A 13,041-nucleotide genomic window follows, 5' to 3' on the forward strand; every position below is an offset into this window, starting at 1 on the left:
CGCGTGATTCGCCCGATTGCCGTGGTGGGGCCAACGGCCTCAGGGAAATCGGCGCTGGGGATTCGCCTTGCCCACAAGCTCGGTGGAGAGGTGGTGAACGTGGATTCCATGCAGCTTTACAAGGGCATGGACATCGGCACCGCCAAGCTGAGCGTGGCAGAGCGCGAGGGTATCCCGCACCACCAGTTGGACGTCTGGGAGGTCACGGACACTGCCTCGGTGGCGCGCTACCAGCAGGATGCTATCGCGGATGTCGAGGCCATTATGGCCCGCGGTAACGTGCCCATCCTGGTGGGTGGCTCCATGCTGTACGCGCAGTCGCTGCTGGACAATTGGGCGTTCCCGCCCACCGATCCGGAGGTGCGCGCGCACTTTGAGGCGCTGCTGGACTCAATAGGCATCGAGGCACTGCACCAATTGCTCGCGGAAAAAGACCCTGAAGCAGCCCGAATCATCGAGGACCAAGACCCGCGCCGCACCGTGCGCGCATTAGAGGTCATCGAGCTCACGGGGAAGCCCTTCCAGGCCAGCCAGCCCCCCAAGGATGCGCCACCGCGCTGGAACGCCCTCATCCTGGGCCTGCACACCACCGCTGAGTGGCTCAACCCCCGCATCGAGCTGCGCACCCAGCAAATGTTTGCCCAAGGCCTGGTAGAAGAGGTGGAGTATCTGCAAACCCAGGGCCTGGTGCCGGATTCCACGGCTGGGCGCGCCATCGGTTACGCCCAGGTATTCCAGGCGATGGCAGGGGAACTCACCTGGGAGGAGGCGGTGGAACGCACCATCACCGGGACCAGGCGATATGTGCGCCGCCAGCGCAGTTGGTTCCGCCGCGATCCCAGAATCCACTGGCTCGACGCGGAGCAGGACACCTTGACGCAGGCGCTAGCATTGGTGGAGTGAATACCCAAGAGCAGCAGACTGCACCGCACCGGCCAGCAAGCATTCCTTTTGCCAAAGGCCACGGCACACAAAACGACTTCATCATCCTTGAGGACCCACGCGCTGAGCTCAATCTCACTCCCGAGCTCGTCGCCACCCTCTGTGATCGCCGCGCGGGCATCGGTGCCGACGGCGTCCTGCGCGTGGCCACCACCAAAGCCCTGCGCGAACGCGGCGTGCTCCACGGCGAAGACCTTGAAGGCATCGAGGACACCGACTACTTCATGGACTACTACAACGCCGACGGCTCGATCGCTCAAATGTGCGGCAACGGCACCAGGGTGTTCGCGCACTGGGTGCGTTCCCGGGGCCATGTGGATCAGGATCAATTCACGGTGGGAACCCGCGCCGGGGCGAAGCCCGTGACGGTCCACGCCTGCACAGCCCAAGAAGCCACCGTGAGCGTGGACATGGGCCCTGCGGTAGTCACTGGTGTATCCACCACGAAGATCGGCGAGCATACCTACGCGGGCCTCGGGGTGGACATGGGCAACCCCCACCTCGCCTGCGTGGTCCCGGGGCTGTCTGTGCAGGACCTCGCTGCCCTTGACCTGGTGACTCCCGTTTTTGACAAGGAGTTTTTCCCCGAAGGCGTGAATGTAGAAATTGCCACTGAGCTGCGCAACGGCGAGATCCACATGCGAGTCTTCGAGCGCGGCGTGGGGGAGACCAGGAGCTGCGGCACGGGAACGGTGGCCGCGGCCAGGTCTGCGCTTGCCGACGCCGGCCAGGGCACCGGGGAAGTCACTGTTCATGTGCCCGGCGGCGCAGTGCAGGTGAGCATCCTTGATGAAGGGTCGGTGCTGAAGGGGCCAAGCAAGATTGTGGCCACCGGCGTGCTCAACCTCGCTGCGCTCTAGGAGTTGTTGGAGGGGCCCAGGCGGTACGCCGCCTTGCGGGCCTCCAACCAGGCCTGCTGCAGCTCGCTGGCGCGGGTGTCCGTGACCGTCAACAGCCGCTCGAGCTGACTTACCGAAAGGTTTTGGCGCAGCTTGCCCTCCACTCGGCGGCTGAAGCGTTTGGAGTTGCCCAGCAGGAAGTGGAACTTGGCAATTTCCTCCGAATCCGTGTCCAGGTCCAGCAGGGCCGGGCGGTGGAGGGTGCGGTCCGCAAGGGACTCGGCGTCTTGGCCTACCTCAAATTTTTGGAAGGCACGCACCACGTCCTCGATGTCCTCCAGGGAAAGACGCACCGAGGACTTCAACGTTGTGACCTCGTTGGAGTCTGGGCGGAAGCGCAAAATAAAGAACACCAGTGCCAAGATGCACACCGAAAGCAGCACTCCGGTGACCTTGAGCCACATGATGAGTAGTAAACAGCCGACGGCAATAGTGAGGTGGGGCCAGTAACTGGCCCCCCTATGTTCGCCGATGCCTTCAAACTCGGGCATGATTTAGTGCCCGCCGCAACCGCACGAACCCCCGCAGCCACCCGATCCGCTGCCGCAGCCGCCTCCAGCCAGTGCGCTCACCGTACCAGCCAGCACCGCGGTACCTGCGAGGACCTGATCACGCTGTGGCAGGTCGGGGGAGTCCGGAATGCACAGGTCAAATGGGAAGGCCGCGTCCACGGTGGCGTGGATGAAGCGGGTGCCGGTCAGCGTGTTGGTGCGGTATTCAGCTTCCAGCACGCGCGCGGTGAAGTGAATCTCCGCATCTGGGGTGGCGGAGCCGTCGCCGGAAGCAACAATTTCCGCACCGGGGCTGGTGACCTCACCGATTACGATGTCCGGGCCAAAGTTCTCATGGAAGTTCTCGGCGTTCTCGTAAGCCTTGGCCGAGGTCACCAACGCCGTGAGGCCGAGCTGCTGCCAGCGCTGCTCGGGCTCGTCAACCAACAGAGGGCCCTGGGCCAGGTTGGCGGTAACCGTGGCGATCGGCTGACCGTTGTAGTCCACCAACTCGCACAGCGCCAGAACATCATTCACCATGTTGATGTGGGCAAAAGTCTGGGTTTCAGACTCAAAGCCCGCAAAGGTGGCAAAAGGCTCCACTGCCAAGATGTTGAGTTGGGCACCCGAAGGGTCGGCGAACTGTACGAGCTGCCCGCCGCGGACCTCGCCGGTGACGGACAGGGTGCCGGAGGCGATCGCCGCTTCAACGGCGTCCTGCCATTTCTCAAAGGACATACCGATGCTCAACAGATCAGTGGTGCGTGTGCTTTGTGCGCTCATAAGCTGACATTCTATCCTTTCGCACCAACCTGGCACATTTCCCAACACATTTCCGGCGGCATTTCCTGCCCAATTGTCGCCACGGTGTTTGTGGTGTGCAGGCCAAAATGGTGCAACAATGGTTGCCAACGATGACTAAACACACAAAACATACAGAACATACAGGTAATTCTTCCCCCGATCTGCCGTTCGGCGCCAAGGATGCGCAACCCGAGCAGGACTTTGGGCAGCGTCGGCAAGCCTACAAAGCCGAGCGAGCCGTGGATTTCCGGGAGCAGGCAGGCGCCCACGATGACCTGCTCGCCGAAGCCTTCCGGGACCACCGCCCGATCCCTCCGAAAGCCGCAGAGGGTAAAGATTTGAGTGGGCTGTTGGAGGCAGAAGAGCAGCCAACCGTTGGTGAACTGGACCTGGAGGCGCGTTCCAGTCTGCGCAGGCTTACCCGCGGCGGCGAGATCCGCGCCACGGACCAGGATGACGGCTACGACGTTGAATACCGCAAGCTGCGCCTGGAGCGCGTGATTCTGGTCGGCGTATGGACCCATGGCACCACAGCTGAGATCGAGGCCAACATGCAGGAGCTGCAAGCCCTGGCGGAGACGGCCGGATCGGAAGTGGTGGAGGTGCTCTACCAGAAGCGCGACAAGCCGGACCCAGGCACCTACATCGGATCGGGCAAGGTTGCCGAGCTCAAGGACATCGTGATGGACACAGGCGTGGACACCGTGGTTTGTGACGGTGAGCTCAGCCCCGGCCAGATGATTGCGCTGGAAAAGGCACTGGACGTGAAGGTCATTGACCGCACGATGCTCATCTTGGACATCTTCGCCCAACACGCAAAGTCCAAGGAGGGTAAGGCGCAGGTCTCGCTCGCCCAGATGGAATACCTGATTACGCGTGTGCGTGGTTGGGGTGGTGCGCTCTCGCGTCAGGCGGGTGGCCGCGCCGGGTCGAATGGCGGCGTGGGTCTGCGCGGTCCCGGTGAGACCAAGATCGAAGCCGACCGCAGGCGTTTGCGTGCCGACATGGCCAAGCTGCGCAAAGAGATCTCCGGCATGAAGACGGCACGCGAAATCAAGCGCCAGCGCCGCCGGGAATCCACCATTCCGCAAATCGCGATCGCGGGTTACACCAACGCGGGCAAGTCCTCGCTGATTAACGCCATGACTGGCGCCGGTGTGCTGGTAGAGGATGCGCTGTTTGCAACGCTGGATCCCACCACTAGGAAGGCAGAGCTCGCCGACGGCCGCAGCGTGGTGTTCACGGACACCGTAGGCTTCGTGCGGCACCTGCCCACCCAATTGGTGGAGGCCTTCCGCTCCACGCTGGAGGAAGTGATTGAGGCTGATTTGGTGCTGCACGTGGTGGACGGCTCCGATCCGTTCCCACTGAAGCAGATCGAGGCCGTAAACCAAGTGATCTCCGAGATTGTGCGCGAGGCCGGAGTACAGGCGCCACCGGAGATCATCGTGGCCAACAAGATCGACCAAGCCGATCCGTTGGTGCTCGCCGAGCTGCGACATGTGCTCGACGACGTGGTGTTTGTCTCCGCCAAGACCGGCGAGGGCATCAAGGAGTTGGAAGCCCGCGTGGAGCTGTTCCTCAACTCCCTGGACGCGCACGTGGAGCTTCTGGTGCCGTTTACTCGCGGCGACGTCGTTTCCCGCCTGCACCAGCAGGCCACGGTGCTGGAGGAGGAATACGTGGAAGAGGGCACGCACATGGTGGTGCGTCTTCCAACGCAGCTTGCCGGTGAGTTGCGGGAGTTCCAGGTTTCTCAGTAAGGGGAAGTAGGAGGAAGGAAGAGGAATCCCGTAGGAAGTGCTTGCGTTTTCCGCACGCAAGGTTTTTAATTGATGTATCAACAAAATTGGTTCAGAAAGAAGTGATCCATCATGGCGAACATCAGCGTGCACAATGCAGCAGCGCTCAACAACGCGATTGCGCAAGCACAAAGCGGGGACCGTATTGAAGTCCATGGGCTGATCAGCGGCCAGCCCTCGGTGGTGTTGCCCGAAGGCGTCGCCCTCGTTGGCGCCGATTCGGGCGCTACGTTGCGCTTCGGCGCCAGAGGTGTGTTCCTCAGCGGCGACAATGCGGTGGCAAACCTCAGAATTGAAACCGCAGAAACCGAAGTGGCACTCGGTATCGCACAAGAGGCAACTGACCTGGGCGCCATAAGCCTGAAAAACCTGAGCACCCGCGGCCAAGTGTTCCTGGGCACGGGGGCAAAAGTGCAAACAGGTTCCTTTGATGTAGACACGGTTCAGGTAGAGCGTGCCGACGTCCGTGGTAGGGTCCTTCGCCCCCATGCATTCGGCGTGGATGCCCAGCAGGGCGGCTTCACGGTGTGGAACCTCGCCGAGGACCCTTCCGTGTGGCTGGAGGGAACCTTCCGCAACATCTCCGTGGGCAGCAAACAGGCCCCGGTTCGCGGAAGCGGGGTGTTCATCGGTGGGCACATCAAGGCAGAGGAACTCACCACGGCAGAAGTGGCTATCGACGGCGGTATCACTCCATCGACGCCCGACCTCATCTCCGGCGGCGTGTTTGTGATCACGGGCGCCAAGGTAGGCACCGTGCGCAACCTTGGCCCCGTGACCACCTTTGGCGCCAATGACATGGTTCTGGACAACTGGGGTGAGGTGCAGACCTGGGTTGCCGAGGCAGAGGCTGAGGTGAGCTCGCATGGCCCCTCGGGGATCGGGTTCGTGCAGTTTGGCGAGCTCGACACCCTGGAAGTCAAGGCTCCAATTGTGACCACGGGTGTTGGTGCCCGCGGCTTCAACGTCTACGACGGCCACCTGCGCAGCGCCTCCTTCCAGTCCATCGCCACCACTGGTGCCGGCAGCATCGGCATCCAAATCTCCCAGCCGGTGGAGTCCATCACGGTGGCGCGCGACGTCACCACAGCCGGCGGCACCGGTATGTCCTTGGTGAAGGGTGTGCAGACAGAACTTCGTGCCATCGGCGTGTCTGTCAAACCTGGCGGGAGTGTGCAGCGCCTTGAGATTGGTGGTCAAATTTCCACGGGCGGCGACGGCGTCTGGGCTTTCGAGTCCTTCGGTCCGGTGTCGAAGCTGCGGGTCGACGGCGGCGTGCGCACCACGGGTAACGACGCCGACGCTCTGCACACCGCAGCCGACACAGTGAGCGAGCAGGACCTTGCGGCGATTTCCACCCACACGTTGAGTGGGCGCGACCATGTGCTGGTTGAAGAGTAGGGATGTAAAGAATTTTGAAGGAGGAAACATGCCAAGCATTGAGCTGATGGAGGACCGCACCGGTGAGGCTGTGGTGGTGGCCTTTGACCCGGCGATCTCCGGATACACCATCTCCGTGAACGGTCCCGCGGGAGTGTTCACCACCGTTGGGAGGACCATGGTGGTGCCGCATGAACAGGAACTCATCTTCTACCACACGGAGGTCAACGAGCAGTTTGGTGGCCGAGGTCTAGGCACCATGCTGATCGAGCAAGCCCTCGCGCACGTGCGCGCCACAGGGTTCGCCGTGGTGCCTGTGTGCCCCATGGTGAAGGGTTACCTGGACAAGCATGGGGCCGAATATGAACGCAGTGGGGGCGAGGTGCACAAGCCGACCTCTGCTCACATGCAGGTGCTACAGCGGGTACTGGGCTAATGCGTTCGCGCCTTCAGGCAGCCAATCCCACCAACATGCTTTGTTGCTCAAGGTGAGTTGGTGGGATAATGGCGTTTCGTGAACAATTCTTCTTCTGGGTCCCTCATCGGATGGAAACTCCACGGTGACGGCCACACAGTCAAACCAGGCGCAGTAGTTGCCCCTGAAGAGCGCCTTAGTTGGTCACGAACCATCGGCATCGGCATGCAGCACGTGATTGCCATGTTCGGCGCAACCCTGCTGGTACCCACCATCACCGGGTTCCCTGTGAACACCACCTTGCTGTTTTCTGGTGTGGGAACCATCATCTTCCTCCTCATCACCAAAAACCGACTGCCTTCCTATCTAGGCAGCTCCTTTGGCTTCATTGCGCCGCTGATGGCCAGCCAATCCCAGGGCATTGGGGCGCAGCTCGGTGGCGTGCTCGCGGCGGGCCTCGCGCTGATCGCTGTGGGTTTCATCGTGAAAGCCATGGGGCGCAAGGTTATTGACGCCGTGATGCCACCTGCGGTGACAGGCGCGATTGTGGCCTTGATTGGTTTGAACCTGGCGCCGTCGGCAACGCAAAACTATGCTGCTCAACCCTTGGTGGCAACCATCACCATGCTCGCGATCCTGGGTATTACCGTGGCTGGTCGGGGAATGCTCGCGCGCCTGGGCATCCTGATTGGCGTGGTGATCGGTTGGGTGTTTGCGGCGCTCACCAACAATCTCAGCGAAGGCGCCGCGGAGGCCATCGCGCAGGCTCCTTGGGTGGGGCTGCCGCAGTTCCATTCTCCGCAATTCACAGTGTCTGCGGTGCTGGTGACGCTTCCTGTGGTGATCGTGCTCATTGCGGAAAACGTGGGCCATGTGAAGGCAGTGAGTGAGATGACCGGACGTAACCTCGACGACCTTGCGGGCGACGCCCTGATTGCCGACGGCCTAGCAACCACCCTAGCCGGTGGCTTCGGCGGCTCCGGTACCACCACCTACGCTGAAAACATCGGCGTGATGGCCGCGACCCGCGTGTACTCCACTGCGGCGTACTGGGTAGCGGCTTTCACCGCAATTGGCTTGGCGTTCGTGCCAAAGTTTGGTGCGCTGATCTTCACAATTCCGTCTGGCGTACTCGGCGGCGCGGCAGTGGTGCTCTATGGCCTGATCGGCATGCTCGGTGTGCGCATCTGGCAGGACAACAAGGTGAACTTCAACAACCCGGTGAACCTCACCACTGCCGCGGTGGCGCTGGTGGCGGGCATTGGTAACCTCACGCTCAGTGTGTTCGGCGTGGAGCTGGAGGGTATCGCCTGGGGCTCCATCGGCATCATCGTGCTGTACCCGGTGCTCAAGTGGGCTTACGAAACCATCGGTGAAGGGCAAAACGCCAAGTACTGAGATCCCGAGTGGAATGTGTACTTGGCGTTGCCGTGGGGTGGGTTTTGGGTTAGCCGCGGCCGTCGTGCCCGCTGAGCATTTGGGCAAAGGGGGTGACGTCGGCATCGCCCTTGGGGGCAGGATCCGCGGTGAAACCGCCCAGGCCGCCCACATGGCCTTCGGTGGCAACGATGTGGTCGGCCAACTCCCCGGCGGCGCGGAGGATGCGCTTCTCAAACACCGCACCCTCGGAGTTGCCAAAGTCCTCGGTGGCGGCAAAGAGGGAGGTGGGCATCACCACCGCGCGCAGGTATGCGAACAGGGGGCGCAGCGCGTGCTCAAGGGCCAAGCTGTGGCGCGCGGTGCCGGCAGTTGCCGCGATAATCACTGGGGTGTCAATCAGCGCGTCTTTATCGATGGCGTCGAAGAACATCTTGAACAGGCCGTTGTAGCTCGCCTTGAAGATCGGGCTGACCGCCACCAGGGCATCCGCCTGCTCCACTGCCTGCAGCGCCTGGTCCAGCTTTGGCGTGGAAATTTGGCCGTTCACCATGAACTGCGCCAAATCCTGCGCTAGCTCGCGCAGCTCAATGGTATCCACTTCCAAAGACTCGCCCCTAGCCGAAACTGCACCTTTGACCGCACTACCGATGCGCTGGGCTATTTGGGTAGTGGTGGAGGGTACGGACAGACCTGCACTGACAACGAGGAGTTTTCTCATAGTTACAGTTCTACCTTTCTGGAAAACAGATTGTGTACCGGTGCTTGGCTTCTATCTCCTAGGCTTCGGTGACGTTCGTGCCGTTCGTGCCGTTTGATCCGGGCATCACGAGGAAGTGTGGTGCATCCCTGTGCTCGTTGAGCCACGCGTGGGTTGGTGGGTCCGATGGCACACCCTCTGGGCGGCGTTCCTCCATCCGGCGGCGGAGCTCCGGCACTACCTGGGTGCCCAGGATTTCGATCTGCTTGAGGACGGTCTCCAGTGGCAAGCCGGCGTGGTCCACCAGGAAGAGCTGGCGCTGGTAGTCACCCACCCAGTCGGCAAACTGCATGGTGCGATCAATGACCTGCTCCACGGTGCCCACCGTGAGTGGGGTGAGCGACGAGAACTCCTCAAGGGAAGGGCCGTGGCCATACACAGGGGCGTTGTCGAAGTAAGGGCGGAACTCGTCTTTGGCGGCCTGTTCGGTTTCACCAATGAATACGTGCCCGCCAAGGCCCACGATGGCCTGCTCTTCGGTGCCGTGGCCGTACTTTGCAAAGCGGCGGCGGTAGGAGTGCACCATCTGGGCAGTGTGTTCTTTGTTCCAGAAGATGTTGTTGTGGAAGAAGCCGTCGCCGTAGAAGGCCGCCTGCTCGGCAATCTGTGGGGAGCGGATTGAGCCGTGCCACACAAAGGGTGCAACGCCGTCCAGCGGGGCAGGGGTGGAGGTGTATCCCTGAAGCGGGGTGCGGAACTCGCCCTGCCAGTTCACCACCGGCTCGCGCCACAACCGACGCAACAGGTGGTAATTCTCCACGGCGAGCTCAATGCCCTTGCGGATGTCTTTGCCAAACCAGGGGTACACGGGGCCGGTGTTGCCACGGCCAAGCATGAGGTCGGTGCGCCCGTTGGCTAGATGCTGCAGGAAGGCGTAATCCTCGGCGATTTTCACCGGGTCATTGGTGGTGATCAGCGTGGTGGAGGTGGAAAGGATAATGTTTTTCGTCTTCGCGGCGATATATCCCAAGTGGGTGGTGGGGGAGGAGGGGACAAATGGCGGGTTGTGGTGCTCGCCGGTGGCGAAGACGTCCAAGCCAACTTCCTCGGCCTTGATGGCAATGGCGGTCATTGCCTCAATGCGTTCGTGCTCCGTGGGGGTAACGCCGGTATGGGGGTTTGGGGTGAGGTCGCCGATGGTGAAAATGCCGAATTGCATGGTCAGTTCCTAACGTGCATGAAGTTTTGTCTAGGGTCGCTAACAGGAACCAACTTATGTGATATATCAACAAAAGTCAAGTGTGGGAGTGAGTCTGTTCTGTAGGGGTGCTGGAAATTGCGCCACTGACCGCCTGGACCTGGAGATTGGGGGCTGCGGAAGTTATATTGGTGCGCCCGCGGCGCCTCCTACCGACAAAACACGAACGCCCGAAGAGAACGCGCAAAACCGTAGCTAGGAAAAGAAAAAACGAGCCACGCGATGTGAATCGCGTGACCCGTGGAGGGGGAGTAAGAGTGGCCTACTCTGCGTCGAGGTCCTTCTCGATCAGAGCGGCGATCTTCTCTACGGCCTCTGCGTTCTCGGAGGTGACGGTGACCTTGTCGCCGTGCTCAGCGCCCAGAGCCATGATCATCAGGGAGGAGGCGGCGTCGGTCTCGTCGTCCTCTTCGCCTTCGAGGGCGAGGAAGATGTCTTCGTCGTACTCACCAGCGGCCTCAGCGATGATGGAAGCAGGGCGAGCGTGCAGGCCAACGGAAGAGCCGACAACAACGGTCTTGGAAGCCATGTGATGGTCCTTTCATAACGCCCAACACCACAACGAAACACCGTGGTGGCAGGGCAAGATTTTGTGATTGTTGCGTGAGTACCTCCCAGAAGGGAAATGTGACGCCACGCAGGAAACCGTAGGGTTGTTAGCTATTCTACGACCTGAAACAAAAAAACTCCACCGAAACAAACAATGATTTTGCCCAAAACATGTGGGATTTCCCGCAAATCGGACAATTCCTCAAAGCGAAAGGCCACGCCGCCAAGCAAGTGCCATCCCCCAAATACCGGGGGCCTTGCTTTCGGGCGTGGCCTCGTGGAGCAGTGCGTTGTATGTCCAAGCGAGCCTAGGCCGCTACAGCAGCCTTGCGTGCCTCAGCCTCAACGGCGGTGTTGGGCCAGAACTGCTTCATTGCGATCACGGCGAGCGCGGAAACCAGGGTGCCGGCCACGATGGCAATGAGGAAGCCCCACACCGGGGAAATTGCGAAGAGGACAAAGATGCCGCCGTGCGGAGCACGAGAGGTGGTTGCTGTTGCCATGGTGAGCGCACCGGTCACGGCACCACCGAGCATCATCGAAGGAATCACGCGCAGTGGATCGGCGGCAGCGAATGGGAGCGCGCCTTCGGAGATGAAGGAGAGACCCAGCAGCCAAGCGGACTTGCCGTTTTCCTGCTCGGCGGGCGTAAACAGGTTCTTGCGCACAAAGGTAGCCAGGGAAAGCGCGATCGGTGGCACCATGCCGGCGGCCATCACGGCAGCCATGATCTTCATCGAGGCTTCGTCGCCGGTGGAAAGACCTGCCGTGGCAAAGAGGTATGCTGCCTTGTTCACGGGGCCGCCGAGGTCGAAGCACATCATCAGGCCAAGGATGATACCCAGCACAATGGCGGAGCTACCGCTCATGGAGCTCAACCAGTTCTGCAGGCCGGACATGATGCCCTCAAGTGGGCGGCCGAGCAGCAGGAACATGGACAGACCAACGATCAACGAGGTGAGCAGTGGAATAATCACCACTGGCATCAGGGAGCCAATCACGCGAGGTACGCGCCAAGAGGCGATCCACGCCGCAACCAGGCCGGCCAGCAGACCACTGATCAGGCCACCGATGAAGCCAGCGCCGACGGCCACGGAGATTGCGCCACCCACGAAACCTGGGGCGATGCCAGGGCGGCCCGCGAGAGCGTAGGAAATGTAGCCGGAAAGCGCGGCAACCACAAAGCCCATGGCTGCCTGGCCGGTAGCAAAGAGCACGGCACCCAGGTAGAGCGCAAGGCCGGAGCGGTCAAAGGTGGTGGCAACGCCGTCGATCACCACTTCATTGCCTGGCAGGTTGCCCAAGGAGTGTTGCAAGGCGATCGCTTGTGCGCCACCAGCAACGTCGTAGCCGCCGAACAGGAAGCCCAGCGCGAGCAGCAAACCGCCCGCGGCAACAAACGGCACCATGTAAGACACACCGGTCATCACGGCTTGCTGAATCCGCTTGCCCCAAGAAAGACCCGAGCCTGCAGCTTCGGGGCTTGCGGCTTGCGCGGCACCAGCACCTGCAACGCGGCGAGCATTCGGGTTCTTTGCGGCGTCCACGGCTTCCTGGATCATTTTCGCGGGTTCGTTGATCGCCCGCTTCACTCCGGACTCAATCACAGGCTTCCCGGCAAAACGCTCACGGTCTTTCACTCCCACGTCGGTGGCAAAGATCACGGCGTCAGCAGCGGCAATGACTTCAGCGGGCAGAGGCGTCACCGAAGAGGAGCCCTGGGTCTCCACCTGCAGCTCCACACCTTCAGTGGCCTCCGCAGTTTGGGTCAGCGCATCTGCAGCCATGTAGGTGTGCGCAATGCCGGTAGGACACGCGGTGATCGCCACGATCCGGGTGATTTCGCCTGCCGACGCTCCCACGGCGGCAGCATCAGGAGCAGCAGTGGGTGTTGCGGCTACAGGGGAGGAAGAAGCCTTCTTAGGCTCGGCATTGACCACGCCGAGCACGAGCTCTACCAGGGCGTCTTCACTCTCTGCGGTGCGCAGAGCCTCCACGAAGTCCTTGCGCACCAGTGCGCGGGCCAGCTTGGAGAGGATCTTCAGGTGCTCCTTCCCGCCACCTGCGGGGGCCGCGATGAGGAAGATGAGGTTTGCGTCGCCGTCAGGGCCGGAGAAGTCCACTGGCTGGGTCAGGCGGGCGAAGGCCAAGGTAGGCACGCTGACTGCCTCGGAGCGGCAGTGGGGGATTGCAATGCCGCCTGGTACGCCGGTCCCGGACTTGGATTCGCGGGCGATTGCATCTGCGGCAAGCTGGTTGGCGTCGGAAGCTCGCCCTGCATCCGCGACAATCTGCGCGAGATTGTTGATGACCTCGGTGGTGGAGGTGCCGAAGTCAACATCAAGCCGCACGAGCTGACTATTGATGACGTGCTGCGTCATGATGGTTCCTTTACTGAGAAGGGAGGGAGAAACGAGTAGTGAG

General features: G+C 61.5%; 12 protein-coding genes. 6 read left to right on the plus strand and 6 right to left on the minus strand.

Annotated elements, in window-relative coordinates:
* Nucleotides 1–6: 6 nt before the first annotated feature.
* Entirely contained in the window at nucleotides 7–903 is an 897-nt protein-coding gene (miaA, locus tag NQ018_RS01495) for a tRNA (adenosine(37)-N6)-dimethylallyltransferase MiaA (RefSeq protein ID WP_257057910.1), read from the plus strand.
* On the plus strand, nucleotides 900–1,802 hold the full coding sequence (gene dapF / locus NQ018_RS01500; RefSeq protein ID WP_257057751.1) for a diaminopimelate epimerase: 903 nt from the start codon (nucleotides 900–902) through the stop codon (nucleotides 1,800–1,802). The genes miaA and dapF overlap by 4 nt, the downstream gene beginning before the upstream one ends.
* On the opposite strand, the gene NQ018_RS01505 is transcribed toward dapF, so the two are convergent.
* Together NQ018_RS01505 and NQ018_RS01510 are read right to left on the minus strand one after the other, a co-directional pair.
* Nucleotides 1,799–2,332 carry a hypothetical protein gene (locus tag NQ018_RS01505; protein ID WP_257057753.1) on the minus strand — a complete coding sequence of 178 codons (534 nt, stop codon included), beginning with the start codon at nucleotides 2,330–2,332 and terminating at the stop codon, nucleotides 1,799–1,801. The genes dapF and NQ018_RS01505 overlap by 4 nt on opposite strands.
* A 3-nt stretch (nucleotides 2,333–2,335) precedes the next feature.
* On the minus strand, nucleotides 2,336–3,115 hold the full coding sequence (locus tag NQ018_RS01510; protein WP_257057755.1) for a hypothetical protein: 780 nt from the start codon (nucleotides 3,113–3,115) through the stop codon (nucleotides 2,336–2,338).
* A 131-nt stretch (nucleotides 3,116–3,246) separates the two neighbouring features.
* Here NQ018_RS01510 and hflX point away from each other — a divergent pair, with 131 nt between their 5' ends.
* The 4 genes from hflX (at nucleotide 3,247) to NQ018_RS01530 (ending at nucleotide 8,131) form a co-directional block, all read left to right on the plus strand.
* Nucleotides 3,247–4,899 (plus strand): GTPase HflX, encoded by a 1,653-nt coding sequence (gene hflX, locus NQ018_RS01515; protein WP_306428840.1) that lies wholly within the window; start codon nucleotides 3,247–3,249, stop codon nucleotides 4,897–4,899.
* Nucleotides 4,900–5,010: 111 nt separating this feature from the next.
* The gene (locus NQ018_RS01520; RefSeq protein WP_257057757.1) at nucleotides 5,011–6,339 is read left to right on the plus strand and encodes a hypothetical protein; all 1,329 of its coding nucleotides are present in this window, start codon (nucleotides 5,011–5,013) and stop codon (nucleotides 6,337–6,339) included.
* Nucleotides 6,340–6,367: 28 nt separating this feature from the next.
* Complete coding sequence (locus tag NQ018_RS01525; RefSeq protein WP_257057759.1) at nucleotides 6,368–6,754, plus strand: GNAT family N-acetyltransferase; 387 nt, start codon at nucleotides 6,368–6,370, stop codon at nucleotides 6,752–6,754.
* Nucleotides 6,755–6,832: 78 nt separating this feature from the next.
* The gene (locus tag NQ018_RS01530) at nucleotides 6,833–8,131 is read left to right on the plus strand and encodes a uracil-xanthine permease family protein (protein ID WP_257057761.1); all 1,299 of its coding nucleotides are present in this window, start codon (nucleotides 6,833–6,835) and stop codon (nucleotides 8,129–8,131) included.
* A 49-nt stretch (nucleotides 8,132–8,180) separates the two neighbouring features.
* Here NQ018_RS01530 and NQ018_RS01535 read toward each other — a convergent pair whose 3' ends face one another.
* From NQ018_RS01535 to NQ018_RS01550, 4 genes are all read right to left on the minus strand, one after another.
* Nucleotides 8,181–8,831, minus strand: a complete 651-nt coding sequence (locus NQ018_RS01535; RefSeq protein ID WP_257057763.1) for an FMN reductase — start codon at nucleotides 8,829–8,831, stop codon at nucleotides 8,181–8,183.
* A 58-nt stretch (nucleotides 8,832–8,889) separates the two neighbouring features.
* Entirely contained in the window at nucleotides 8,890–10,029 is a 1,140-nt protein-coding gene (locus tag NQ018_RS01540) for a CE1758 family FMN-dependent luciferase-like monooxygenase (RefSeq protein WP_257057766.1), read from the minus strand.
* A 301-nt stretch (nucleotides 10,030–10,330) separates the two neighbouring features.
* Nucleotides 10,331–10,597 (minus strand): HPr family phosphocarrier protein, encoded by a 267-nt coding sequence (locus NQ018_RS01545; RefSeq protein ID WP_257037192.1) that lies wholly within the window; start codon nucleotides 10,595–10,597, stop codon nucleotides 10,331–10,333.
* A gap of 328 nt (nucleotides 10,598–10,925) precedes the next feature.
* The gene (locus NQ018_RS01550; protein WP_257057768.1) at nucleotides 10,926–12,998 is read right to left on the minus strand and encodes a PTS fructose transporter subunit IIABC; all 2,073 of its coding nucleotides are present in this window, start codon (nucleotides 12,996–12,998) and stop codon (nucleotides 10,926–10,928) included.
* Nucleotides 12,999–13,041 lie beyond the last annotated feature (43 nt).

Source organism: Corynebacterium kozikiae (genome assembly GCF_024580965.1).
GTDB lineage: Bacteria > Actinomycetota > Actinomycetes > Mycobacteriales > Mycobacteriaceae > Corynebacterium > Corynebacterium kozikiae.